Source organism: Vibrio sp. R12-SW3-ISO1 (assembly GCF_059834005.1).
Genome location: NZ_JCBDGK010000052.1, coordinates 241681 through 265798, shown reverse-complemented (window position 1 = coordinate 265798; position 24118 = coordinate 241681). Strand labels below are relative to the sequence as shown.

23 protein-coding genes are annotated in these 24118 nt (G+C 49.2%); 14 read left to right on the top strand and 9 right to left on the bottom strand.

Going from position 1 to position 24118, the window contains the following annotated elements; translation table 11 throughout:
• Positions 1–280 precede the first annotated feature (280 nt).
• On the top strand, positions 281–1165 hold the full coding sequence (fdhD, locus tag AC6R0R_RS17975) for a formate dehydrogenase accessory sulfurtransferase FdhD (RefSeq protein ID WP_500627715.1): 885 nt from the start codon (positions 281–283) through the stop codon (positions 1163–1165).
• A 143-nt stretch (positions 1166–1308) separates the two neighbouring features.
• Here the strand turns inward: fdhD and AC6R0R_RS17970 are convergent, their stop codons facing one another.
• From AC6R0R_RS17970 to AC6R0R_RS17960, 3 genes are all read right to left on the bottom strand, one after another.
• Positions 1309–2901, bottom strand: a complete 1593-nt coding sequence (locus AC6R0R_RS17970; RefSeq protein ID WP_334555333.1) for an ABC-F family ATPase — start codon at positions 2899–2901, stop codon at positions 1309–1311.
• A gap of 101 nt (positions 2902–3002) precedes the next feature.
• Positions 3003–5036, bottom strand: a complete 2034-nt coding sequence (locus tag AC6R0R_RS17965) for a sensor histidine kinase (RefSeq protein ID WP_500627714.1) — start codon at positions 5034–5036, stop codon at positions 3003–3005.
• Positions 5029–6465, bottom strand: coding sequence for a sigma-54-dependent transcriptional regulator (locus tag AC6R0R_RS17960; RefSeq protein WP_500627745.1), 1437 nt, complete (start codon positions 6463–6465; stop codon positions 5029–5031). The genes AC6R0R_RS17965 and AC6R0R_RS17960 overlap by 8 nt, the downstream gene beginning before the upstream one ends.
• A gap of 235 nt (positions 6466–6700) precedes the next feature.
• Between AC6R0R_RS17960 and AC6R0R_RS17955 the strand changes: the two genes are divergently transcribed.
• The 6 genes from AC6R0R_RS17955 (at position 6701) to AC6R0R_RS17930 (ending at position 11700) form a co-directional block, all read left to right on the top strand.
• Complete coding sequence (locus AC6R0R_RS17955; RefSeq protein WP_500627713.1) at positions 6701–7519, top strand: ABC transporter substrate-binding protein; 819 nt, start codon at positions 6701–6703, stop codon at positions 7517–7519.
• Positions 7520–7525: 6 nt separating this feature from the next.
• Positions 7526–8227 (top strand): ABC transporter permease, encoded by a 702-nt coding sequence (locus AC6R0R_RS17950; protein ID WP_487901941.1) that lies wholly within the window; start codon positions 7526–7528, stop codon positions 8225–8227.
• Positions 8228–8236: 9 nt separating this feature from the next.
• On the top strand, positions 8237–8953 hold the full coding sequence (locus tag AC6R0R_RS17945; RefSeq protein WP_334555328.1) for an energy-coupling factor ABC transporter ATP-binding protein: 717 nt from the start codon (positions 8237–8239) through the stop codon (positions 8951–8953).
• Positions 8931–9530, top strand: a complete 600-nt coding sequence (mobA, locus tag AC6R0R_RS17940) for a molybdenum cofactor guanylyltransferase MobA (RefSeq protein WP_500627712.1) — start codon at positions 8931–8933, stop codon at positions 9528–9530. The genes AC6R0R_RS17945 and mobA overlap by 23 nt, the downstream gene beginning before the upstream one ends.
• On the top strand, positions 9527–11335 hold the full coding sequence (locus tag AC6R0R_RS17935; RefSeq protein WP_500627711.1) for a bifunctional molybdopterin-guanine dinucleotide biosynthesis adaptor protein MobB/molybdopterin molybdotransferase MoeA: 1809 nt from the start codon (positions 9527–9529) through the stop codon (positions 11333–11335). The genes mobA and AC6R0R_RS17935 overlap by 4 nt, the downstream gene beginning before the upstream one ends.
• Positions 11336–11433: 98 nt before the next feature.
• On the top strand, positions 11434–11700 hold the full coding sequence (locus AC6R0R_RS17930; protein ID WP_334555325.1) for a DUF2960 domain-containing protein: 267 nt from the start codon (positions 11434–11436) through the stop codon (positions 11698–11700).
• A 121-nt stretch (positions 11701–11821) separates the two neighbouring features.
• Here AC6R0R_RS17930 and nagK read toward each other — a convergent pair whose 3' ends face one another.
• The gene (nagK, locus tag AC6R0R_RS17925; protein WP_487901938.1) at positions 11822–12730 is read right to left on the bottom strand and encodes an N-acetylglucosamine kinase; all 909 of its coding nucleotides are present in this window, start codon (positions 12728–12730) and stop codon (positions 11822–11824) included.
• A 144-nt stretch (positions 12731–12874) separates the two neighbouring features.
• Complete coding sequence (locus AC6R0R_RS17920; RefSeq protein WP_500627710.1) at positions 12875–13627, bottom strand: tRNA-uridine aminocarboxypropyltransferase; 753 nt, start codon at positions 13625–13627, stop codon at positions 12875–12877.
• Positions 13628–13732: 105 nt separating this feature from the next.
• Between AC6R0R_RS17920 and AC6R0R_RS17915 the strand changes: the two genes are divergently transcribed.
• Positions 13733–14527, top strand: a complete 795-nt coding sequence (locus AC6R0R_RS17915; protein ID WP_500627709.1) for a sterol desaturase family protein — start codon at positions 13733–13735, stop codon at positions 14525–14527.
• Positions 14528–14555: 28 nt separating this feature from the next.
• Here the strand turns inward: AC6R0R_RS17915 and AC6R0R_RS17910 are convergent, their stop codons facing one another.
• Positions 14556–16607, bottom strand: coding sequence for a methyl-accepting chemotaxis protein (locus tag AC6R0R_RS17910; protein ID WP_500627708.1), 2052 nt, complete (start codon positions 16605–16607; stop codon positions 14556–14558).
• A gap of 129 nt (positions 16608–16736) precedes the next feature.
• Here AC6R0R_RS17910 and AC6R0R_RS17905 point away from each other — a divergent pair, with 129 nt between their 5' ends.
• Positions 16737–17201 (top strand): C40 family peptidase, encoded by a 465-nt coding sequence (locus AC6R0R_RS17905; protein WP_500627707.1) that lies wholly within the window; start codon positions 16737–16739, stop codon positions 17199–17201.
• 108 nt (positions 17202–17309) lie between these two features.
• Here the strand turns inward: AC6R0R_RS17905 and AC6R0R_RS17900 are convergent, their stop codons facing one another.
• A complete protein-coding gene (locus AC6R0R_RS17900; protein WP_334555320.1) occupies positions 17310–17654 on the bottom strand; it encodes a DUF3802 family protein in 345 nt (114 codons plus the stop codon).
• A gap of 265 nt (positions 17655–17919) precedes the next feature.
• Here AC6R0R_RS17900 and AC6R0R_RS17895 point away from each other — a divergent pair, with 265 nt between their 5' ends.
• Together AC6R0R_RS17895 and AC6R0R_RS17890 are read left to right on the top strand one after the other, a co-directional pair.
• Positions 17920–18786, top strand: a complete 867-nt coding sequence (locus AC6R0R_RS17895; protein WP_500627706.1) for a fructosamine kinase family protein — start codon at positions 17920–17922, stop codon at positions 18784–18786.
• A 210-nt stretch (positions 18787–18996) separates the two neighbouring features.
• Positions 18997–19200 (top strand): CPXCG motif-containing cysteine-rich protein, encoded by a 204-nt coding sequence (locus AC6R0R_RS17890; RefSeq protein WP_334555318.1) that lies wholly within the window; start codon positions 18997–18999, stop codon positions 19198–19200.
• 76 nt (positions 19201–19276) lie between these two features.
• Here the strand turns inward: AC6R0R_RS17890 and AC6R0R_RS17885 are convergent, their stop codons facing one another.
• Positions 19277–19885 carry a riboflavin synthase subunit alpha gene (locus AC6R0R_RS17885; RefSeq protein ID WP_500627705.1) on the bottom strand — a complete coding sequence of 203 codons (609 nt, stop codon included), beginning with the start codon at positions 19883–19885 and terminating at the stop codon, positions 19277–19279.
• Positions 19886–20004: 119 nt separating this feature from the next.
• Between AC6R0R_RS17885 and AC6R0R_RS17880 the strand changes: the two genes are divergently transcribed.
• Positions 20005–21417, top strand: a complete 1413-nt coding sequence (locus AC6R0R_RS17880) for an MATE family efflux transporter (RefSeq protein ID WP_500627744.1) — start codon at positions 20005–20007, stop codon at positions 21415–21417.
• Between the two features lie 215 nt (positions 21418–21632).
• Positions 21633–22610 (top strand): DUF3080 domain-containing protein, encoded by a 978-nt coding sequence (locus AC6R0R_RS17875; protein WP_500627704.1) that lies wholly within the window; start codon positions 21633–21635, stop codon positions 22608–22610.
• A gap of 24 nt (positions 22611–22634) precedes the next feature.
• Here the strand turns inward: AC6R0R_RS17875 and AC6R0R_RS17870 are convergent, their stop codons facing one another.
• Positions 22635–23486 carry a DNA ligase gene (locus AC6R0R_RS17870; RefSeq protein ID WP_500627703.1) on the bottom strand — a complete coding sequence of 284 codons (852 nt, stop codon included), beginning with the start codon at positions 23484–23486 and terminating at the stop codon, positions 22635–22637.
• Between the two features lie 285 nt (positions 23487–23771).
• Between AC6R0R_RS17870 and AC6R0R_RS17865 the strand changes: the two genes are divergently transcribed.
• Positions 23772–24092, top strand: a complete 321-nt coding sequence (locus AC6R0R_RS17865) for an STAS domain-containing protein (RefSeq protein WP_334555314.1) — start codon at positions 23772–23774, stop codon at positions 24090–24092.
• The last annotated feature ends 26 nt before the right edge of the window (positions 24093–24118 follow it).

The following is a 24118-nucleotide window of genomic DNA, read 5'->3' as shown; positions in this document are numbered from 1 at the left end:
TATCAGCCCATTCGAGAAAATGAATGGCGCTCGTATTATCTATTCGCCTGACAAGACGTTTTTCCTAGCCACTATTGATTTCTTAAAAGACGAGTCTTAAAGAACGAACAGTAAAATAACGCTCTGCAAATATCGTACCTAGCGTTGATGTGTGCGCCAAGAGACAAGATGCCTCAGTCGCTCTAATAACATAGACAACAGAATGCACATCAATCGTACTTAATGAGGCTGAGTATTCAAAATATTGATCTCACCAGAGATTGGGAACGCAAATTGCTATATGTTTGTCTCAACAACAATACAAACCCATGCGAAAGGCCGTGTCGACGTGAAACCCAACATCATTAAAACCCAACCCAACCCTCAGCAAACGATTGAAGTCGACGTTTATGACGAGTACGGAGAGAAACTCGTTAAGCAGATCGCCTGTGAGCGTCCGTTGACTGTGATGCTCAATTGGAAAGAAGTGGTCACGCTGATGACACTCGGTTCAAGACCCGAATCGTTAGTATTGGGTTATTTGAAAAACCAGAGTTTCCTCACTGACCCGGACGCGATTGAGTCGGTAATCATCGATTGGGAAACGCACACCGCTGCGGTGGTAACCAAAGAGGATATTGAACACGTTGAAGCTGCGCTAAAGAAAAAGACCGTCACGTCGGGCTGCGGTCAAGGCACCATGTATGGCAATGTCATGAAGCAACTTGAGGGGTATCAAGTCCCGCAAATCTCGATCAAGCAAAGCGCTATCTACCAAGCCCTAGAAGCGCTCACCCATTTCAATGATACCTACAAAAAAGCCGGCGCGGTGCATGGTTGCGCGATTTGTCAGGGCGATCAGGTGCTCTCTTTTGTCGAAGATGTAGGCAGGCACAATGCGGTAGACACATTGGCGGGAGAGATGTGGATCAATCAAGAGTCCGGCGAGGATAAAATCTTCTATACCACGGGTCGCTTGACGTCTGAGATGGTGATTAAAGTCGCGCAAATGGGCATTCCTGTGCTGCTCTCGCGCTCTGGCGTCACACAAATGGGGTTAGAGCTTGCTGAGCAGTTTGGCATCACTACCATTGCGCGCGCCAAAGGGCTGCGTTTTCAGGTCTTTACCGGCGCACAAAAAATGGTGTTTGATGTTAAAGGGGAAACGGGCAGCGGGACGCGTTAACACTCTAAATCTTCTAAGCAACATCAATTAACGTGACCTACAAAAACGGCCGCCTCAGGATGCTTTCTATCGAAAGGATACCTGAAGCGGCCGTCATCATTCATCTGGGATGGCATTTGTGATGTCATCCTAAAGGTCGTTCATTAGCCATCGATGCCTTTGGCTTTCAAGAACTCAGCGTAAGTGCCTTTGAAGTCAGTGATCTTGCCGTCTTTGAGTTCGATGATTCGTGTCGCCAAAGAGTCAACAAAGACGCGGTCGTGCGAGACGAAGAACAAGGTACCCTTGTACTGCTCTAGCGCATTGTTGAGTGACTCGATCGATTCCATGTCCATGTGGTTGGTAGGCTCATCCATCAACAACATGTTGGGTTTGTGCATCATCAATTTACCCAGCAACATGCGGCCTTGTTCACCACCAGAAAGCACTTTGACGGACTTTTTGATGTCATCTTGTGAAAACAACATACGGCCTAAGAAGCTGCGAATCACTTGCTCGTCGTCACCCTCTTGTCGCCATTGACCCATCCACTCCATCAAGTTCATGTCTTCTTCAAAGTCATGCGCATGATCTTGGGCGTAGTAACCAAGGTTTGAGTTTTCAGACCACTTATAAGTCCCCGATTTCGGCTCAAGGACGCCAGCAAGCGTGTTGAGCAACGTGGTTTTACCCACACCGTTTTCACCGATAATCGCGACGCGTTCGCCCACTTCAAAAATCGCATTGAAGTTTTCAAACAGCATGGATTCAAAACCTTGGCTAAGGTTTTCCACTTCCAATGCATTTCGGAACAGCTCTTTTGATTGCTCAAAACGGATGAACGGGTTTTGACGGCTTGATGCTTTGACTTCTTGCAATTGAATCTTATCAATTTGCTTTGCGCGAGAGGTTGCCTGCTTAGCTTTTGAAGCGTTGGCAGAGAAGCGCGCGACGAAGGTTTGCAGCTCGGCAATTTGCGCTTTCTTCTTCGCATTGTCGGCCAGTAGACGTTCACGCGCCTGCATGGCAGCCATCATGTATTCATCGTAGTTACCCGGGTAGACACGCAGTTCGCCGTAATCAAGATCCGCCATATGCGTACAGACAGAGTTGAGGAAATGACGGTCGTGCGAGATGATGATCATGGTGCAGTTACGCTGGTTTAGCGTCTCTTCCAACCAACGAATGGTGTCGATGTCCAAGTTGTTGGTTGGTTCGTCAAGCAACATGATGTGCGGGTCAGCAAACAGTACCTGAGCCAACAGCACACGCAGTTTCCAGCCTGGGGCAATTTCGCTCATCAAACCGTAATGTTGTTCTTCAGGAATGCCCACTGCGAGTAGCAATTCACCCGCTTTGGCATCGGCCATGTAACCGTCCATTTCAGCGAATTGAACTTCCAAATCGGCCACCAGCATGCCTTCTTCTTCGGTCATTTCTGGCAAAGCGTAGATACGATCGCGCTCTTTTTTAACCGTCCAAAGCTCTTTGTAACCCATGATCACGGTATCAATTACAGTGAACTCTTCGTAGGCGAACTGGTCCTGGTTCAGTTTAGCAACGCGCTCGTTCGGGTCGTAGCTTACGTTACCACCGGTTGGCTCTAGCTCACCACTGAGGATTTTCATAAAGGTTGATTTGCCACATCCATTCGCGCCAATCAAGCCATAGCGGTTACCTTCGCCAAACTTTACCGAGATATTTTCAAACAGCGGCTTAGCACCAAATTGCTGCGTGATGTTGTTGGTGGATATCACAATCGTTACCTTATTTTTTGAAACCGTTAAAAACGGCGCCACACTACTTGCTCAACGCGTCAACTGCAAGCCTTTTACCGCTTTTCCTTTAGTGTGATGTTTTACAGGGTGGCGACCTTGATACCGTTATCCGCTTTGCACGGCAGATGAAGACTAAAGCAGCTGCCTTTTCCTAGTGTTGATGCGACTGTGATCTCGCCGCCCGTTTGGCTAAGTAAACTTTGCGAGACCGACAGCCCAAGGCCAGTGCCTTCACGTTTGGTGGTGTAGAAAGGCGAGAAAATACGCGTTAGGTTTTCTGGCTTGATGCCGCAGCCGTGATCCTCGACTTGAATCACAACGCCAAGGATCTGCCCTTCTTCTTGCCAATCGTGACTGCGAATGTTCAGCGTCCCTTCCCCTTGCATCGCATGAATGCCGTTCATCTGTAGGTTCACCAAGATTTGCAGCAGATGATGTCGATTCACTTCAACCGGCGTGTGTGCACAGAGCTCGGTCTCAAAGGTCACTTGGCGCTTTTTACTGCCCGTCTTGACTAAGGTAATGCTCTCTTCAATGATGGGATTAACGTGCTGCCAAGTGATTTCGTCTTGCACGCCGCCCTGACGACTGTATTGCAACAAACTGCGGGTAATATTTCGGATCCGATCAATCTGGCCGTGAATCGCCACTATTTCATCGTTGACTCTATGGGCTTCCTGGCCGAGTTCAAATTGAATCAACTCAATGTTGCCAAGGATCACCGCGGTTGGGTTGTTGATCTCATGCGCGATGCCTGCGGTTAACTCCCCGAGCGCCGCCAGCTTCTCCCTAACCACCAGCTTATCGCGGGTTTGGTTGAGTAATTGGATATGTAGCTCAAGTTGTTGTGTCTTCTCTTCTAAACTGGCCGTGCGTTGACGCACCTGACCTTCTAATTCGCTCGCCGCCATCTCGAGCTGGCGTTTTTGTTTCTCCAGCAAATCCAACATATTGTCAAATTGCTTAGCCAGTTGGGCCAGCTCGTGGTTTTCGTCAAGCCCCAAATCGCCAATGCGGGTCTCCTTACCCAGTTGAATCCATTTGACGACACGGTGAATGTGCTCGATGGGTTTGAACAAATCGCGCGAGCCGCGATAGACCATCACCCCAGACCCGATCAGAAGCAGCACGGTAATGATCGACACCTCAGCAATGTTGGTCATGTAGGTCATGACAAATGGCCACAGCAAGTAACCGGTATACAGCATGCCAATCACGTTATCGTATTGATCGCGCAGTGGCTGATAGGCGGTGATGTACCAAGCGTCATACACAAAGGCCAAATTGACCCACTCCTGTCCGTCCTCAAGCACGCTTTGGCGCACCTCATTAGACACGCGCGTACCGATGGCGCGGCCGAGGCGGTCTTCACTATCGAGCGGTACATTGGTGCTGACGCGGATGTCATCAAGAAACAGGGTTAAGGTGCCGACCGGCCTTAAGGCATCTTGTTTGGTGGGATAAATGAGATCGCGAATTTGATCAACCAGTACAGTACTGTTATTAAGCAGTAACCCGCCGTCTAGAAATCCCATCAGATCGCCCTGATCATCATGAATCGGCAGCACAGTACGACTGACTAGCCCCTCTCGCACAATCTCTTCACTGCCAAGAATGGGCACTTGAGCGCGATTTTTCAGATCGCCGCCGAGCATCGCAAGCTCCTGTTTTGACAACAGGTCAAAAAAGGATTCGCGCCGCGTGAGATCGAGAAAACGGAACTTATCTTCAATCGTATCGACACTGTGAAATCGCAAAAAATCGAGTTGGTAATCGCGCTTTTTGCTCGCCACCCATGAAATAAAATCGGCGTTGTTTTGATGTAGAGAGAGACGCTTGGATAAACGTACACGAAATTGGTAAGAATCAGCAAAGGCTTTAACGTGATTGGCTTGCTTCTCTTGAATCAGTTCGATGCTGTTATTGGCCACGCCAAGTCGCTCGGATACATCCACCAAAGCGCTCTGCCAAGTGTATTGAATAGACCAGTAGATGGTAATGCAAATCAAGGCAATTAACGTCAGAGCGATAGGCGCGGAGGTCAAAAACATCAACCGATAGCGCACCATACTCTGAAAACGGCGTCGCCACTTATAACTGAGGCGATTAGACATGGTCAGAGTCTTCCCACTCTTTAAACTTGCGTTCAAGCGTTTTTCTCGCCACACCCAAATCGCGCGCCGCTGCGGATTTATTCCCGTCATGCAATTCGACCACTTGGCAAATGTGCGCTTTTTCTACCTCTTTGAGTGACCAGTTATTGGGGTAACCGGTGGGCGGATTATCACTACCAAAGTCAATCAGCTCACTGCCAGTCGATACATTGACACTGATCGCGCTGTGCACAGGCAGAGTGTCGGTCTCGCGCCAATAATGCGCAGGGGGCTTACCGAGCAAAATGCAGCGCTCGATGACGTTTTTCAACTCACGTATGTTGCCGGGCCAATCGTAATCATTTAGTGCGACGATGTCTTCATGCGCCCACTTAGGATCGGGCATACCAAGCTCAGAGGCCAACATGCGCGTGAAAAAGGGGATCAACTCAATCAGATCGAGTTTCCGCTGACGAAGTGGCGCCACGTCGATTTTCAGTACATTTAGGCGATAATAGAGATCCGCGCGAAATTGCCCTTTTTCGACCTCCTCTTGCAAGTTGCGGTTGGTGGCGGCGACAACGCGCACATCCACCGTGATCTCTCGCTCGCTACCGACCGGACGTATGGTTCGTTGCTCGAGTACCCGCAGCAGCGCCGATTGCATCGAGAGCGGCATCTCACCAATTTCATCTAAAAACAGTGTGCCGCCATTGGCCACGCGAAACAGACCTTCTCGGTTCTTCTTTGCACCGGTAAACGCGCCCGAGGTATGGCCGAACAATTCACTTTCTAATAACTCAGGTGCAATCGCGCCGCAGTTCACCGGTACAAACGGCCCACTGCGTTGACTGGCTTCATGAACGCCCCTCGCGACTAACTCCTTACCCGTCCCCGACTCCCCCTCAATAAGTACAGAAGCGCGAGACGGCGCAAACTGCGCGATCAATTGTTTTAGTTGCTTGGTTTTTTCTGAGCCGCCTACGATGTCGGTTTTAATGTGCCGTGCAACATCGCGCTTCAGCGCGTATTGATGACGCTCTGCCAAACGCTTATTCATACAGCGCTGCACTGCGGCGAGCATCTGTTCTAAGTTAAACGGTTTGAGAATAAAATCAGACGCACCGAGCTTTAACGCGCTGATTGCCGTATCGAGATCCGCATAGCCAGTCATAAAAATCACATCGGCACGTTTATCGTCGTCATCAAACGCTTCTTCCCACTCAATCCCGGATCTTCCCGGCAAATTGATGTCGAGAATGATCAGATCAAAATGGTGTTGGCTGCGCAGTCCCTCTGCTTCTTCAATGCTTCCGGCACAGTCGACGCGAGTGAACCATTTACTCAAGGCTTTTTTTAGTATCGCCTGCATGCCCTCTTCATCGTCAACGACAAGAACCGAAAAGGCATGGAATTGATTGGTTTTTTGCATATCGAGCGAGCTTGGCATAACCGCAGTGTCTGTGTTGGGTATCATTGAGCTTGAGTGTATCAACAAATGGTCTTTTCGCCCTATTTTATGTGCGACAATTTGTCCCACCTCACGTTGTGCATATCTAACTTATTGAAATATATATGATGATTCAATGGCATTTGAATTGCATACTAAGCGTGTTCTATTTTAGTGATCACGCCTCATTTTTTGAGAGCAACGATAAAGACAATAACAATTACGGACAGTTAGCATGAAATCAACCTCACTCGTCGCCCTATCGGCATCTTTAGCCATCGTCAGTTACTCCGCTCAATCAGGCGACTCACCTTCGCATGTACGCTTAGCCACCACGACCAGCACCTATCACTCAGGACTGCTCGACTACCTTTTGCCTAAGTTTGAGCAAGAGAGTGGCTATCGCGTCGACGTGATTGCCGCAGGAACTGGAAAAGCACTGAAGATGGGCGAGAACGGCGATGTCGATTTGGTGATGACCCATGCCCCCAAAGCCGAAGCAGAATTTGTCAACAAAGGCTACGGCGTGCTGCCTCGCGCGTTAATGTACAACGATTTTGTCTTGGTGGGCCCAAACAGCGATCCGGCCAAAGTCAGTGAGCAAGAGAGCGTGATGGATGCATTCAAAGCGATCGCAACATCAGGCGTGACTTTTGTCTCTCGAGGCGATGACTCAGGCACACACAAAAAAGAGCTTGGCATTTGGCAACAAACCGAGATGGAACCTAACTTTGGTGGCTATCGCTCGGTAGGCCAAGGTATGGGCCCGACACTGAATATGGCCAATGAAATGCAAGGCTACACTCTCACTGACCGTGGCACTTGGCTGGCTTACAATAACAAGCTTGAATTAAGCATTGTTTACCAAGGCGACCAAGCACTGTTTAACCCTTATCAGGTGATTCTAGTGAATCCCAAACGCTACCCGAGTATTAATTACCAAGGCGCAAAAGCGTTCAGCGATTGGTTGGTTAACCCTCAAGGGCAAACGTTGATCAATGAGTTCAAACTCAACAACCAGCAACTGTTTGTTGCCGATGCAGAGAAGAACTGATCGTCGATGACCGTTTGGCAAACGACGCTAGAAGCGCTAGCGTTACTTATTCACTTTGATCAAGAGCTGTGGGAGATCGTGGCGGTCTCCTTTTCCGTCTCTCTCAGCGCTATTTCGATTGTATTGTTACCGGCGATTTTGCTGTCATTTTTGCTTGCCTATACTGAGTTCACGGGCAAATGGCTGCTGCTTGCGATCGTCAATACTCTACAGGCTATCCCAACGGTGGTCATCGGTCTGCTCCTCTATATGCTGCTGTCACGTGCGGGGCCACTTGGCGATTGGCAAATGCTGTTTACCCAAAAAGCGATGGTGGTTGGGCAAATGCTGATTGGCTTTCCTGTGATGGTGTCCATGATGCATGGCGCGCTTCAATCGAGCGATCGCCGCGCAGTGGAAACCGCCGTCACCCTTGGCGCATCAATACCGCGTATCATCGCCACCATGATTTGGGAAACCCGTTTTCCTCTGCTGGCGGCGGCGATTGCGGCCTTCTCACGGATTGTGACTGAGGTGGGTTGTTCTACTATGGTGGGCGGCAATATCATGGGGATCACACGAAACATCCCTACCGCTATTGCGATGGAGAGCCATAAAGGCGCATTTGCGCAAGGGGTAGCTCTAGGGATCGTGTTGCTTACTTTGGCGCTAGCGTTAAATTTTGTACTCACTTCGATGCGTGGCAAAGGCCATCTCAGAAATCAATAAGGCTCGACTATGACCATCAAACTTAACGCAACCCAATTGTCGATGCGCTTTAAAGACCGAGTGCTGTTTCACATTCCTCGTCTAACGATTGGCCCTAATGATGCCATCTACCTTAAAGGGGCCAACGGCGTCGGTAAGACGACACTGCTTAAAATTCTCTCTGGCTTAATCAAGCCCACTACAGGTCAAGTATTGGCACAAAACGATCACTGGCTACAACGCCTCTTTCCAAGGCTTGGCCGCAGTGACGTTATCTATTTGCATCAGTCTCCTTATCTGTTTGATGGTAGCGTCTATCAAAACGTGGTGTATGGGATAAAGTTTCAGCAAGCAACGGCAAAAGACAAGCGAGCGCAAGTTATTCAAGCGCTGCGCATGGTAGGATTAGAAACCTTGGCCGATGAGCACATTTCGGTGCTCTCAGGTGGTGAAAAGCAGCGAGTGGCGATGGCTCGAGCGTGGATTCTGAAACCGTCGATTCTGTTAATGGATGAACCGAGCGCCTCACTCGACCAAGCGTCTATCGAGCGTTTGGTATTGATGGCGAAGGATTTATTAGATCGAGGTTCGAGTATCGTCGTCACCAGCCACCAGCAAAATGCCCTAACCAATTTGTGCCGTAAGCAGTGGTGGATTAAAAATACGACGCTAATCGAATCGCCGCTGCTGCACGTCATTTCAGAACAAGCGAAAGAGAATAACTATGCTTCATCCAACGCAAACTAGTTGGGTTATCTTAGCGGGTGGGCAAGCAACCCGAATGGGTGGACAAGACAAGGGGCTGATTACGCTCAGCGATAAACCGTTGATTGAACATGTCTACCAACGTCTTGCAACGCAAACCTCCCAGATTGCCATCAATGCCAACCGCAATCTTGAGCGTTACGGGCAGATGGCGCCGGTTTTTGAGGATCAATTCAAAGACTTCCCCGGGCCGCTAGGCGGCATTCATGCCGGTCTTCATTATGCACTAGCGCAATCCTCATCCCCTTGGGTAGGATTTGTGCCGTGTGACAGCCCGATGATCAATCTCGATCTCGTGGAACGTTTTTGCGCGGCGATTGACGATGGCGTTGAAATCATGGTCGCCCATGATGGCGATCATCTGCAACCGGTATTTACTTTGTTTCACACCAGCGTTCTGCCAAAGCTTGAGACGTTCTTATGCCGAGGTGATCGCAAAATCATTCTCCTCTACCAAGAGTGTCAGACCAAATGGGTCGATTTCAGTGATTCGCCCGATTGTTTTGTCAATCTCAACACCCCTGAAGAATTGCAGCGTTTTGGACACCTTACCTCATGAATAGATCATTTTATGCCGAGCTTGGCGTACCAGTGCTTGGTTTTGCTGCCTATTCAGGCACAGGAAAAACTACCCTACTTGAAGCCCTATTGCCTAAACTAACCCAGGCGGGGTTGCGCGTCGGAATGCTCAAACATGCGCACCACAATTTTGACGTCGATAAACCCGGTAAAGATAGCTTCCGACTACGTAAAGCGGGCGCCAGCCAAATGCTGATCGCTTCACGTAATCGCTACGCTCTGATGACAGAAACACCGGAAGCAGAAGCGCAGTTCGACTATTTGCTTAAACGATTCGATCGCAGCGCACTCGACGTCATTTTGGTGGAAGGCTGTAAGAACATAGCGTTCGACAAAATCGAACTGCATCGTGAAGCGGTAGGAAAACCTTGGCTATACCCGACGGACAGCAACATTATCGCCGTAGCCTCGGACAGCGACTCACTCGACACCTCGCTACCCACACTCAATATCAATGACCTCGATGGTATTGCGCAGTTTGTTCAAGATTACATTGTGCAAAGCTCGCAACAACACGCCCGACAAAGTATCCAACAAAGCGCATCCACACCGGCCAGTTGTGATGTCCTCTCACCAGCCTTTCTATCGGTTGAGCAAGGACGAGCCAACATACTTGCCGCGTTAAGCCCGATTGAAGAGTGTGAAACCACCTCCATCCAGAGCAGTTACCAACGCGTATTGGCTAAACCGGTCACCTCACCGATCGATGTACCAGCGTACACCAATTCAGCGATGGATGGCTTTGCCATCCGCGGCGACGATCTTGATCGCAGCCACTATCAGGTTGTAGCGCAAGTCTTTGCAGGTTCGAGCTACGATCGCCCGCTCGAACCCGGTCAAGCGGTCAAAATCATGACTGGCGCTCCGGTGCCAATCAACGCCGACACCGTGGTGATGCGTGAACAAGCGCAAACAGTCGGTGACAATGTCACCTTTGCAGGGGCGAGCATTAAAGCCAGGCAGAACGTACGTATGGCCGGAGAAGATCTAAACATCGGCAGCGCGGTATTTGAGGCAGGTCAGCGCCTCAACTCGCCGGAGATGGGTATGATGGCGTCACTCGGTTTTGCGGAATGTGAGGTTTACCGCCGTCTTAAAGTGGCGATATTCTCCACTGGCGATGAAGTGCAAGCCCCAGGCTGCGCGGCGCAAGCCAACACCATTTACGACTCGAACCGCTTTACACTGTTTGGTTTACTTACCCAGTTAGGCTGCGACATCATCGATTTAGGGATCATTGAGGATGATGAGCAGACGATGACACAAGTGATTGCTGAGGCGGCCAACCAAGCCGATGTGATTATTACCTCTGGCGGCGTGTCCGTCGGCGATGCCGACTTTATCAAACTGGCGCTTGAGCGATTAGGCAGCATCGATTTTTGGCGCATCAATATGCGCCCGGGGCGACCACTGGCTTTTGGTCAAGTGCAAGGTATCCCATTTTTCGGTTTGCCTGGTAACCCGGTTGCCGTAATGGTGTCATTCATTAACTTTGTTGAACCTGCGCTGAGGAAAATGCAGGGCGAAACCGGCTGGCAACCACTCAAGGTGCCCGCCATTGCCACTGAGAACTTACGCTCTCGCCTTGGTCGCACCGAGTTTAGCCGCGGCATCTATCACATCAATGCCAACGGACAGTTGTTCGTCGCCACCACTGGCAGTCAGGGTTCCGGCATTTTGCGCTCAATGAGTGAAGCAAACTGTTTGATTGAGATTTCACCGAGCGTTGAGATGGTTAAAGTGGGTGAAAGCGTGACAATCCTCCCACTTCAAGGCAGAATCTAACCCTAACGACGATCCTTGTGATCGCACCACGATTCGATTTGCCAGCGTGGACGCTAACCAAAGCCTCCACGCTTTAGTGACTTTTATAGAGAAGATTTATGGCGCGTACCATCCTCTACACCTACAAAGGTGAAGACAAAACCCTGACTTTTTCCTACCAGCAGCATCGCAATATTCATGAAGCCGTCGCCGAAGCGGAAGGTCTTGATATTTCAGCCTATCTCAAGATGGAGCAGCAAATCGAAGCCGTCTCTGACACCAAGGCGATGCGCAACTACCGCGACAACCACTTCAGAAAGTTAGGGTTTGACAAAATCACCCTAGCGCAAAAAGAAAACTTGGGTGTGGGTAAAAAGAAATCGTAGAGACGTCTCTGCGCTCACTAACTTAATTGCTATGAGCCGCAAACACCACGACCCATTAATCCACGGATAAAAAGAGAGCTTGCCTAGGCAAGCTCTCTTTTTATTTCTTTATGACCATCCGTTACTTGATATTCAAGAACGCCGCGCCACGCACGCCGCCAGAGTCACCGTGTTTCGCTTTGATGATCTTCGGACACTTGGCCACAGACAGTAGGTATTTCGGCACACGTTTTGGCATCTCTTCATAAATCAATTCGAAATTTGAGAGACCGCCACCCAGTGCGACCACATGAGGGTCGTTAGCGGTAAAGATGTTGGCAAAACAGATCGCAAGTAGCTCCATAAAGCGCTCAACGTGCTCAACGGCTTTGCTCTCGCCTTGTTGGTAGGCGGTGATGATATCGATCGCTTTTTTCGACTCTTGGAAGTAGTGCTCGTAGATAAGCTCAAAGCCGCGACCAGACAGGTAGCTGTCCAAACAGCCCTTCTTGCCACAACCACAGCCCAGCAGCGGAGCGTTGTCACCAAGATGGAACCAAGCGTCGATAGGCAAACGCATATGACCCAGTTCACCCGCAACGTGGTTGCGACCTGAGAATACTTTACCTTCGTACACCAAACCGCCACCAAAGCCGGTGCCGAGAATAAGGCCCATCACTGAAGGCTCATCTTTCAGCTCATCGTCCCACGCTTCTGACAGAGCAAAACAGTTCGCATCGTTTTCGATTTTAACGCCACGACCAATTTTCGCTTCTAGATCGCTGCGCAGCGGTTTGCCTTTCGCTGCAGGAACGTTAACGGTCAGCACGGTGCCGTCATCGGCATCTTCCATACCCGGTAAACCTAGGCCAATCTTGCCTTCGCAGCCGAACTGCGCATCGTATTTGCTCACCAAGCCCGCGATGGTCTCGACCAGCAAGTCATAGTTATCGGTTGGTGTAGGCACACGCTCGGTTGCAACACGCTCTAACTGCTCATTGAACGCACCAAACTCAATCTTAGTGCCACCCACATCAAAGCCGTAGTACATGGTTTCTCTCCCAGAAATCAATGTTATCAATTTTATAAATCGACTCATTATCCATATTGCTACGCCTACATTCCGTGACCGATGACGGATTTAGTTGTCGCTTAAAACCAGGTGCGCAGACAATCGCCACTCAAAACCTGGCTTTTAGAGCGAATTCTCATTTTGACTCTGTTCGATGAAATGTTTCAGCGCCGGACGAGTGGCATCGCCCAAGCCGCGACTTTTGGTCAGTAGATAGGCTTCACGAAACACCGAAAACCAATCGCTCAGTGTGCGAGATGCCTTGACTTCGCCCAGTTGCGCCAGCAAGAGGCTGGCCACTTCTGCTGTCGCGAGGTGCTGCTCATTGTCAGAGCGGCGAATCAGGTATTGGGACACGCTTTCTGGTGTCAGCGAAACCACAGGTAAATGCGCCAAATAAGACGATTTGCGAAACATTTTTCGCGCTTCTCGCCAACTGCCATCAAACAAAATCAGTAGTGGCGTCTTATTGGGTTGATTGAGGCTTTGGCTTTGAATCCACTCCGGTGTGACTAAACGAGATCTATCGTCTACGTAGGCATCTGGAAACACCAACACCGGCGCGTTGCTCGGATCGGCGATGAGGGCGAGCATGTCAGGATCGGGCTCCGTGCGCTGCCACTGATAGACATGCGTCTCACGCACGGTATCGGCAATTAACCGCCCCGTATTGCTTGGTTTGAACACTTCATTATCTGACACAATGAGCAAAACCTGCACGCCACACTCGATATCGGGTTGATGCGCGCATAGGCAATACGACTGCGCCACTTGGCAATAGGTACAGCGCACCACTTTGCAGCCGCGTGCAATAAACGGCTTGGTTGAGCGGTCTAATCGGTATTGATATAAGCGATGAAACGCGTGAACTCTCATACAATGTTTGGCAAGGTCAAATTAGGGAGCTAGAGTGTACCTAGCATGATGGGAGATTCAATCAAAACTCACCCCGATGTATAAGTAGAAAATGTAGAGGACTCCATGCAAGACCCACAATTTATTCGACTCAGCGTATTTATCGGTGTACTGCTCGCGTGTGGGCTGTGGGAGTGGTGTGTGCCGCGTAAAACCTTGACCCAGAGTAAAGCGGTGCGTTGGATAAATAACCTCACGCTTGTGGCGTTTAACTCTGTCGCCCTTAGCCTTTTGCTGCCAACCCTCGCTTTTGGCGTTGCTTTGTACGCGCTCGAGTATCAATTTGGCGTCATGCATCGGCTGGAGGTACCTGCTTGGCTCAATGTTGTCCTATCTGTGTTACTGCTCGATTTAGCCATTTATATTCAGCATCGCCTGTTTCATCGCATCCCTTTGCTGTGGCGATTGCACCGCATGCATCACGCGGATCAAGACATCGATGTGACCACTGGGGCGAGATTTCATCCGCTAGAAATTTTCCTTTCGATGCTGATTAAAATGGCCTTGGTGTTGGGTCTGGGGGTGTCGCCGATTGCTGTAGTGGTGTTTGAAGTTCTGCTCAATGCAAGTGCGATGTTTAATCATAGCAACGCCAAGTTGCGTCTTGATTGGGACCGAAAGCTGCGTCACTTCATCGTCACACCAGACATGCATCGCGTGCATCATTCAGTCATCCCCCGTGAGACCCACTCCAACTTTGGCTTCTTTCTTTCAATATGGGATAGAGGGTTTGGCACTTACATCGACCAGCCCGCTTTGGGCCACGATGAAGTGAAGATCGGTTTACCGATCTTCAACCAAGCACGCGAGCAGTGGCTCGATAAAATGCTGTCTCAGCCCTTTCGCCGCCCCAAAACCTAACTATCGATATTTCTTTCGATTATTTTTCTCAGGACAAGCGGTACTTATGTAACATCGTCTGCTGTTGGCCCGCAATGTCGGCCACTTGCTCTGAGCTTTCAACCATCGATTCCAGCTGCAATTTGGTCTGTTGACCCTGATCGGAGACCTGAGTAATGGATTGGCTCACATCAGCGGTGGCGCGCTCTTGCTCTTCAGTGGCGACCGTGATCTGCTCAACGCGCAATTTGATTTGGTTAACCGCTTGTTCGATGTCGGCAAAGGTGTGTTTCACCGTTTCGCTCGACGCCAGTGCGTGGGTCATTTCCGCTCTAGTATCAGCGACGGCTTGGCGCGACTTCTCCGCCGCAGAGACCAACTCACCCATACGCTGACTAATTTGCGTGGTTTGCTTAGAAGTATCGCTGGCCAGTTTCCTCACTTCATCTGCGACTACCGCAAAGCCTCGCCCTTGCTCACCTGCCCTTGCCGCTTCTATTGCAGCATTGAGTGCCAGCAAATTGGTGTTTTCTGCAATTCCGGCGATCATATCCACCATTTCACGAATCTGTTTGACGCGATTATCTAACTCGACCATCGAAGACTCGTTCAGGTTTAATGTCTGTTCTAGCGATTGTAATCTGGCTTGATTATCGACAATAGCGCTGACGCCTTGACTTGAAAACTGCGCGGCGGCTTGAGACTCGCCGTAAGATTCATTGGTCACCTGCGCGATTTCACGAATTGATGCCTCTAGTTGGGTCACCGTGGTCACCATGCTCGCCAGCGCTTCGTTTTGCTGAGTCAAACTTTGATTGGATTGCTCCGCGGCGTTGTGACTGATTTCAGCGGTTTGATACAAGGTTTCGCAGTTGCGTGTCACTGTCGAAATAGACTCATTGGTTGACGCAATGACTTGATTGAGCTTACGGGCGATCTCTTTAAATTCAAACGGCCCGACTGAAGTAATCGATTGAGAAAAGTCATGCTCTGTGAGTGTGGTGAGGCTAGCGAGTATATTCTTCAAGCCGCGACTGGTCCAACTGCGCAGTGCCAACCAAGAGACCACCACCAATGTCACTAAGAGGGCGCTACTTAATAGCATGGTTGAGACTATCTGACTCATCGCCGTGTTAACCACCGCCTGGCTATCGTTCATTAACCCCTCAGATGTGTCTGAGAGCTGATTCAAAAGGGTAACGGTTTGATTCGCTAATACCGCCGCTTTTGCTACGTTCGCTCTTTGCGTATCCGCCAGTTCAAGTTTGTCGAGGATCTGTTGTAAGACGCCACCGTCTTCAAACCCCGCTAAAACCATCTCATACGGCGCGATCAAGCTGGCAAACTCAACCACATCCGGGTGCCATTCAGCGAAGTCATCGTACGCTAAGGTGATGCCGGCGATCCGGTTGCGCATCTCTTTGTATTCATCCATCGCCTGATCCAAGTTGTCTTGCATCATCAGCACGAGAAAAGTGCTCTCCATTGAGCTGGCACTGGCAATAAATCGGTTCGCCGCATCACTTGATTCTGGGTTGTCTATCGCCAAAAACGAGCTGATTCGGTTCATTTCAGGACCGATTGAACTCAATCCATAACGAAAACCGCTGACGTCAGTGTTGATCTGCGCTTGACGCTGAAGAAGGGCTGCTTGTGTTGCGAGAATTTGTCGCGTCAATTGACTCAGCTGATCAATATTGTCCGCCAGCGCTGTTTGCTCTTCAGTGGAAATGGCTTGATCAAACTCGTTGGCAATAGTGAATACGTCTTGCGCATATTGGTGTGATTGGCTAATGCGCTGTTCAACCTGCTCTTGAATCTGCGTCAACTCCGTTTGACTCTCGACTTGTGTGCCATAGCTCAGTTGCTTGAGCTGGTCTAAAATGGTTTGTGTTAACTTAGCGTTTGTCATCGCTAATGGCAGCGCTTGGTTTGATAAGCGGTGAAATTGTGCGTCCACTCTCTCTAAGCCTTTCACACTGGTGACAGACTGGACGATCACCAGTATGGTGATAGAGAGAAACACCGCACTGATGGTTTGAATCAGTGATAACGATTTACGATGTCTGGCGTGCGCAGTCGCGGGTTTGTTTTGAGTCATAGTTTGGAACCGACGTCATACAAAAGTTTAGATGCGCGTAGTGTATGACGTGATTATGACAACCACGTGTCAGGAGTGAATGTGAAGAAAGTCGTAAGGATACCCAGCAGCACAATAGCGACAACATTGATGTCGCTAACGCTTTTCGCCTGCAGCAGTTCGCCACAGCGCTTGGCGCAGGAACCGCTTAACCAGCCGTTAAGCGCATACGAACAAACCATTAATCAGTCATTTATGCAAGTTTATGAGCAGTGGAAGGGGGTGCCCTATCGTTTAGGCGGCAGCTCATACTCTGGTATTGATTGCTCGGCGTTTGTGCAGATAGCCTATCGCGACGCACTAGAATTGAGCCTTCCGCGTACCACCAAAGCTCAGGTAAAACTCGGCGCACAAATAGACTACCAAGACGCTCAAGTCGGTGATTTGGCGTTTTTCAAAACCTCGTGGAATGTGCGTCATGTTGGGGTTTATGTGGGCAACAAGCTATTCATGCACGCCTCGACGTCAAAAGGTGTGATCATTTCTCGCTTGGATAATCCATATTGGGCCTCGAAGTTCTGGCACTTTAGGCGCATCGAGACGCCGCCAGCGTAGGCATGGCGTCTAATCAAGACAACATAAATTGGATATTCCAAAATAACAAAACCGCCCGATTTGGGCGGTTTTGTTTATTGTCGGTACCGACAGACTTGAATCACTGCGTTAGTCGTATTTGGCGACAGCGCTATCGAACAAGTTTTTCAACAGGGCAATAAACTCATCAAGGAAGGTAATTTGCTCATTGGTCGCAGGTTTAGTCCACACACCCGCCAACACTTCACCTAAATCTTCAACAACAGAGTCAGCTTCTTTGAGTAACTTGAAACGGACACTGGAGTGGAGTTCAGGGTTTTGCTCAAAAATGGCCATGATGTTACTTGCCACCATATCGGTCACCACGTCTTCCACGCTCTCTGTTCCGGTATCACCATCAGCTGCTGTGAAAATATCAATATTAAGTGCTAAATGTTCAATTAATGCTAAGTAACCATCTGTGTCAACGACCACAATCCACCCTCTTACTTATGTCGTTCCATACAGTAATAATACTAAGTCATTTTTTTACCCTTTCACAACCAATTCAGGCTAAGAATCCATGCTTATGTTGATTTTTTGCACCAAGCTGGAATTCACTGTTCGATTAGAGCACGGTCACACTTTCGTTAACCGTACGTTTAAAGTCTCGAAATGATTGAAATTTTTGCACTAGAAACCAGTAATTGTGCGTCAACTCTTCTAAACTGGATTTATAGCAACGAGTTGAGGGCAGATTATGTGGCAAGCGATCTCTAAGCACCTTTCCGATACCCTAATGTTCAATTTCGAGATCCTCGAAAAAACACGCATCAGCGGCGGCGATATCAGTGATTGCTATATGATCTCTGATGGCGAGCAACGTTATTTCGTCAAAGTGAACACACGTGAATTTTTGCCTAAGTTCGAAATTGAAGCGGAAAACATCCGTATTATGCGTGAGAGCAATACCGTGTTCGTCCCAGAGTTGATCGCCGTCGGCAAAAGCAAGACTCACGCCTTTATTATCCTCAACTATCTGCCGACTAAGCCGCTCGACGATGCCGAAAACAGCTACAAGTTTGGTCAGCAACTGGCACGCTTGCATCAGTGGGGCGAACAAAAAGAGTATGGCTTTGATGTCGATAATTATATTGGCGCAACCTTACAACCCAATCCATGGACGAAAAAATGGAACCACTTTTTTGCAGAGCAGCGTATCGGTTGGCAACTGCAACTGATGAAAGAGAAAGGGATTAATTTGGTCGATATTGATGAATTTACCCAAGTCATCCGCGACCGCTTAGCCAATCACCACCCTAGCCCTTCGCTACTTCATGGTGATTTGTGGCATGGTAACGTATCGCTCTCTGTGTTTGGTCCGATTTGCTACGATCCGGCATGCTATTGGGGTGATCACGAGTGCGATATTGCCATGACTGAGTTGTTTGAGGGATTTCAGCCTGAGTTTTACCAAGGTTATGAAAGTATTTTACCGCTCGATCTTGGTTATTCCGAGCGTAAAGAGATCTACAACCTCTACCACCTCTTAAATCACTACAACCAATTTGGCGGACACTATCTCGAGAAAGCACAAAAAAGCATCAACAAGATTCTCAGCTACTGATCTTGACTAATCTCTACGCCTCGACGTTACGTGTAGAGAAGATACGTTGAATCTCGCCTAAAGGCCGCGTAGACAAACTCTGCGCGGCCTACTTCTTTGGTGGGATTTTTCCTTGGTCGCTCAAATTTTTTACTTAATTCACGTCAAACAGCAACAAGTCAGCGTATGCTTTATTCATCGCTAAGGCGGTTTTGTTGCAAGGAGTCTGTTATGCGTGAATACACCGAAAAACGTATCTCTTGCCCTCATTGCGGGCACCATATTGCCATTACGCTCGACGCGTCCAATGGCAGTCAAAACTTTTATGATGACTGCCCTGCCTGTTGTCACACCATTCATCTCAATATGATGGTCGACGAGTTGCACGATACGGTTGAGCTCCAAGTCGACGCCGATGATGAACAGATTTTTTAACGCTGGAGCCTAAAGCACAGCACGGATTGAACGCAACGAGCGCTCAGGACTGGTTATCCACGATCGCCTAACGAGGTTAGGTGCGACTTGCCAATACACGCTCGACGGTATCCACAATCGCTTGGGTTTGCGGATCAAACTCAACATTGATGGCATCACCCACTTGACGGCGGCCAAACAAGGTACGCTGCATGGTTTCCGGGATCAGGTGCACCGAAAAGAGCGAATCTTTAACCTCACCAATGGTCAGCGAACAACCGTCTAGACCAATATAGCCTTTGGCTAATACGTATTTGAGCCACTCTTCAGGCAACTCAAACCAGATAGTACGATTGTTAGGCGTATCAATGATCTCAACGATCTTGGCCACTGCACTGATGTGACCCGACATAGAATGACCGCCAATTTCATCGCCAAACTTAGCCGCCCGTTCGATATTGACTTGATCGCCCTCGTTCAACTCCCCAAGATTGGTTAAGCGCAGCGTCGCCTGCATTAAATCGAAACTGATGTTTGCGCCGTCGATGTATGTGACCGTCAAGCAACAGCCGTTATGCGCGACCGATGCGCCGACAGCCAGTCCTTCTCGCATCGTCTCTGAAAGCGCAATCACATGAGTTTGAAAGTTCTCTTTTTTTTCAATGGATACAACTTGCGCCGTTCCTTGTACAATTCCCGTAAACATACTCACTTCCACCTGTTTTGTCGGGCTCACCTTGCTCAGTGTGCAAGATAAGACAGTATTGATACGTATTTTGATGGCGCTTAGTGTGACACTTCTTTATCATCGCGCACAAGCGTACTATTCACTTCTATTATAATAACGACCGTAAGTTGGAGATTTCCGTGCAACGTTATCAATCAGAGGCCAAAGCCCTCATCAAGTTGGCCACACCTGTCTTGATCGCCTCCGTCGCTCAAACCGGAATGGGATTCGTCGATACCGTGATGGCCGGGGCCGTCAGTGCCACCGATATGGCGGCGGTGTCGATTGCCGCCAGTATCTGGCTGCCGACTATCTTGTTTGGTATCGGTTTGCTTATGGCGTTGGTGCCGGTTGTCGCGCAGCTCAATGGCTCTGGTCGTCAGCACAAGATCCCGTTTGAAATTCATCAAGGCATCATTATGGCACTGCTACTCAGCGTGCCGACGGTGATCGTGTTGCTGCAAACACAAACGATTTTAGGCCTGATGGATGTAGAGCCCGTGATGGCGGCCAAGACCATCGGTTATATGGATGCGGTGATGCTTGCCGTTCCGGCCTTTTTGCTGTTTCAAACCTTGCGCAGTTTTACCGATGGCATGTCGTTAACCAAACCCGCGATGGTGATTGGCTTTCTCGGGCTTTTACTGAATATCCCTCTCAACTGGATTTTTGTCTTTGGTAAATTTGGCGCCCCGGCGTTAGGCGGCGTTGGGTGTGGCGTTGCCACCGCAATTGTCTATTGGGTCATGTTTGCCATGTTGCTGTTCTACGTCGTGACCTCGAAACGCTTAGCACATATCAATGTGTTTGGTCAGTGGTGTGCGCCTAAGCTGGCTGCTCAAGTCCGCTTGTTAAAATTAGGCTTTCCTGTCGCTGCCGCGATGTTTTTTGAAGTCACACTGTTCGCGGTCGTCGCGCTGTTGGTTGCCCCTCTTGGGCCCTTAGTCGTCGCCGCTCACCAAGTGGCGATCAACTTCAGTTCGCTGGTCTTTATGTTGCCCATGAGCATTGGCGCTGCAACCAGTATTCGCGTGGGTCACAAGCTCGGTGAAGAGAGTGTGGATGGCGCCGCAGTCGCTTCTCGTGTCGGCATCATTGTCTCAGTGACACTGTCACTAGCCACGGCCGTCCTCACTGTCGTCTTTCGTGAACAGATCGCGCTGCTCTACACTCACAACCGTGCGGTGATCGATCTTGCTCTGCAACTGCTGCTACTAGCGGCGATTTACCAAGTGACTGACGCCATTCAAGTGGTCGCTGCGGGTGCGCTTCGTGGCTATAAAGACATGTCTGCGATTTTTAACCGTACCTTTATCGCCTACTGGGTGTTAGGGCTACCCACCGGTTACATTCTCGCGATGACCGATTGGATTACCGAGCCCATGGGCGCACACGGCTTTTGGATGGGATTCATTGTCGGTTTGTCCTCCGCTGCCTTGATGCTGGGTCTTCGCCTCAAGTGGATGCACCGCCAACCTGAACAGTTGCAGTTAGAGTTTGCATCGAAATAAGGACGTGTTTGCTTATCATCTGTTTTCTTCTTAAGACCAGCTACATGCTGGTCTTTTTGAACCATACTTGGCCTCATACGTAACAACTTATCAATCAAACCACCAGACAGTAATCCATGACTCCTCGCTATGATGTCAATGACGCAGCAAAGAACAATCGGTCAATGCCCCTATCCCTGGGTCCTCACATCCGAACACTTATCATAGGGTTGGTGGTGATAGGATGGCTTGCGCTTTTATCAGGCTGCGACTTTGGCGCGCATTCTACCGGTGGACGATTTGACGACTATTTAAGCCGTGTTGCGAATGTTCAAGATAAACCCGCGCTGGATCCGCCAGATGCGGTTTATTGGTCGCTCCCCGCGCAATCAGACATTCGAATCGACATCGCTGCCACAACCCTTGGCTTACTCGACAGTTATGAATTGAGAAAATGTGGGCTCTTTCATCTGATCGCTGAAAAAAATTCGTCACTGGGCAAAGTGCAAGACGAGTTCGCCAATTTCGACTATCAAACAGAGTTGTTAAGAGGTATTCAACGCTGCATTAAAGCTGAGTCTCTTTCTCCTGCGCTCGTAGCAACGCTCTCGACACTCTTACCCAGCAAAGAGGCGCAGCATAGAAGCCATTGGTTTAACTTGCTCTACACCAGCGATGCGATGCGGCAACAACTTCAAGTTCAAGATTGGCTCTCACCGAGTAACGGATTTCCAGATGAGCGTTTTGTCAGTGCGTTGCAAACCTTGGCAGGCATTTCCGAATTGATAGAGCCACGCACTGCGTGGCAATACTCCCATCCAATCCGACCTCATCAAGAGGTGCTGGACAAGCAACTGTGGTTGGGGAATCTCCTGTTTTCCCTGCAAAACAGTACATTGTGGCTTGATACCATCACCAAGCAGTTGCATCAGTACGATGATGTGATTGTGTGTGGCGCCGGCCGTGACGCCACTCGGTATCGCTATCTACGTAACGTATTCCAATCTGTTTATATAGAGAAAATACAACCGGAACTGAGCTATTACGATAAACTCTACTACGCGCTAGAAGCGCATCTCACTTTTCTCACTGATGTCCCTCTTGAACCGGTGTACCCAATTGACACGGCCTACCAGGCATATCGCCAAGCCACGCTAGAACACGTTAAGTATTGGCAGCAGCTTTTTGCGCGGTGTGGGGACTCTCCACGCTGATAGCTGGCTGGAAAGTGGGACCTCTTACTCTTGGTGGACGCGAATAAAACGCGCGAACTTGGGCACACCATTTTGGGTGAGTCCGTTGTAGCGAAAGGTAACGGTACTGCCAAGTGGTGGTGGATTGCGGCGCTGTTCATCGTTAAACCCGCTACCAATGTAAAACTCTATGCCGTTCGGCAGCTTGACCAGCAGCGCGCCGAGCATGCCTTTGTATTTTCCCTTACCCACTTTATGACCAAGCACTTGCGCTTCGGTGTCTTGATATTTTTTCAGTTTGAGCAGGTCTGTGCTGCGACCTGCTTGGTAACGACTGGTGATTTTTCTTAGCATCACCCCTTCGCCGTTATTACTATCAATACTATCTAGGTAGCGTAGCAGCTCATCTTCATCGCCTATCGGCGTGTGTTCAACATAACGGATGTGTGGCCGGTCAATAGTCTCGACTAAGGCAATTAAGTTGTAATAGCGTTTTTGATAATTGCCTGCCGAGGTCGGCAAATCAAACAGCATAAAGTCGACCTGTTTCCACGCTGCGTCGTGAGGTGTGGTATCCATCACTGTCTGTTGTACGATGTGAAAGCGCCCTCGCCCTGCCCACAACTCGCCCTCCACTGGATAATCCGGTAGTGACTCGGTAAACCACGCTGGCGCATGGATTGGATTGCCACTTCGAGTCAGCAAGGTATTGCCCGTCCATATTGCTCGAATCCCATCGAGTTTCTCACTTTTCCAATACGCCTCAACATCAACATTCGCATCATAACTGTTGGCGAGTGGCATTTGCAGCCAGGGATCCGCACCTGTGGGTTCACTCGCTTGGCTTGTCAGTGCCGTGACGATGGCGAAAGCCGTTAATGTGTAACGTAAATCCATAACATTCATCCATGTAAAAGCGTTACGCACATCATTGTTCAGCCTACAAGCTTATGCAACTGTGAACAAAATTCGTTCGAGCCACTTCATGTTGACCTAAACTTAGAACGTTATCAATTGCAGTTGAATTGCTTGTCAAAATGACAAAAGCGAATTTCTCAAAATGAGAAAATGACAGAAGAACAGCTTAACTCATTAAAATATATAAGAAATAAAATTGGCACGCTCCATGCTCTACTACCGATAAGCCAAACACAACCCAACACACTTATCGAGGGAATGACCATGGAAATGCAAACTCTAGAACTCAACGCCAATACTATTTCACTGATTATTCACGGCAACATGGACGCAGAAGGCAGTCGCAGTGCGCAGCCTTACATTGACTCCATTATCGACGATCAAAACAAAACGGAGATCGAAGTGGACTTTAAAGACGTGCAGTTTCTCGACTCTTCAGGCATCGGCGCGCTGGTGTATTTGTACAAGCGTTTAGTCGAGCGTAACCGCCAAATGCGTATTGAAAATGTCAGCGGGCAGCCATTGGAAATCATGAATCTGCTGCGCATTAGCCAGGCGATTCCTGTGAATTCAAAGCTGCATTAATGTCGCACTACCCGAGCAATAAGACT

Bases quoted from the DNA above. Each gene is read 5' to 3' on its own strand.
- fdhD (WP_500627715.1), top strand. From the start codon at position 281: ATGTTTGTCTCAACAACAATACAAACCCATGCGAAAGGCCGTGTCGAC.
- AC6R0R_RS17965 (WP_500627714.1), bottom strand. From the start codon at position 5,036: ATGTCTAATCGCCTCAGTTATAAGTGGCGACGCCGTTTTCAGAGTATG.
- AC6R0R_RS17960 (WP_500627745.1), bottom strand. From the start codon at position 6,465: ATGCCAAGCTCGCTCGATATGCAAAAAACCAATCAATTCCATGCCTTT.
- AC6R0R_RS17955 (WP_500627713.1), top strand. From the start codon at position 6,701: ATGAAATCAACCTCACTCGTCGCCCTATCGGCATCTTTAGCCATCGTC.
- AC6R0R_RS17950 (WP_487901941.1), top strand. From the start codon at position 7,526: ATGACCGTTTGGCAAACGACGCTAGAAGCGCTAGCGTTACTTATTCAC.
- AC6R0R_RS17945 (WP_334555328.1), top strand. From the start codon at position 8,237: ATGACCATCAAACTTAACGCAACCCAATTGTCGATGCGCTTTAAAGAC.
- mobA (WP_500627712.1), top strand. From the start codon at position 8,931: ATGCTTCATCCAACGCAAACTAGTTGGGTTATCTTAGCGGGTGGGCAA.
- AC6R0R_RS17935 (WP_500627711.1), top strand. From the start codon at position 9,527: ATGAATAGATCATTTTATGCCGAGCTTGGCGTACCAGTGCTTGGTTTT.
- AC6R0R_RS17930 (WP_334555325.1), top strand. From the start codon at position 11,434: ATGGCGCGTACCATCCTCTACACCTACAAAGGTGAAGACAAAACCCTG.
- nagK (WP_487901938.1), bottom strand. From the start codon at position 12,730: ATGTACTACGGCTTTGATGTGGGTGGCACTAAGATTGAGTTTGGTGCG.
- AC6R0R_RS17920 (WP_500627710.1), bottom strand. From the start codon at position 13,627: ATGAGAGTTCACGCGTTTCATCGCTTATATCAATACCGATTAGACCGC.
- AC6R0R_RS17915 (WP_500627709.1), top strand. From the start codon at position 13,733: ATGCAAGACCCACAATTTATTCGACTCAGCGTATTTATCGGTGTACTG.
- AC6R0R_RS17910 (WP_500627708.1), bottom strand. From the start codon at position 16,607: ATGACTCAAAACAAACCCGCGACTGCGCACGCCAGACATCGTAAATCG.
- AC6R0R_RS17905 (WP_500627707.1), top strand. From the start codon at position 16,737: ATGTCGCTAACGCTTTTCGCCTGCAGCAGTTCGCCACAGCGCTTGGCG.
- AC6R0R_RS17895 (WP_500627706.1), top strand. From the start codon at position 17,920: ATGTGGCAAGCGATCTCTAAGCACCTTTCCGATACCCTAATGTTCAAT.
- AC6R0R_RS17890 (WP_334555318.1), top strand. From the start codon at position 18,997: ATGCGTGAATACACCGAAAAACGTATCTCTTGCCCTCATTGCGGGCAC.
- AC6R0R_RS17885 (WP_500627705.1), bottom strand. From the start codon at position 19,885: ATGTTTACGGGAATTGTACAAGGAACGGCGCAAGTTGTATCCATTGAA.
- AC6R0R_RS17870 (WP_500627703.1), bottom strand. From the start codon at position 23,486: ATGGATTTACGTTACACATTAACGGCTTTCGCCATCGTCACGGCACTG.
- AC6R0R_RS17865 (WP_334555314.1), top strand. From the start codon at position 23,772: ATGGAAATGCAAACTCTAGAACTCAACGCCAATACTATTTCACTGATT.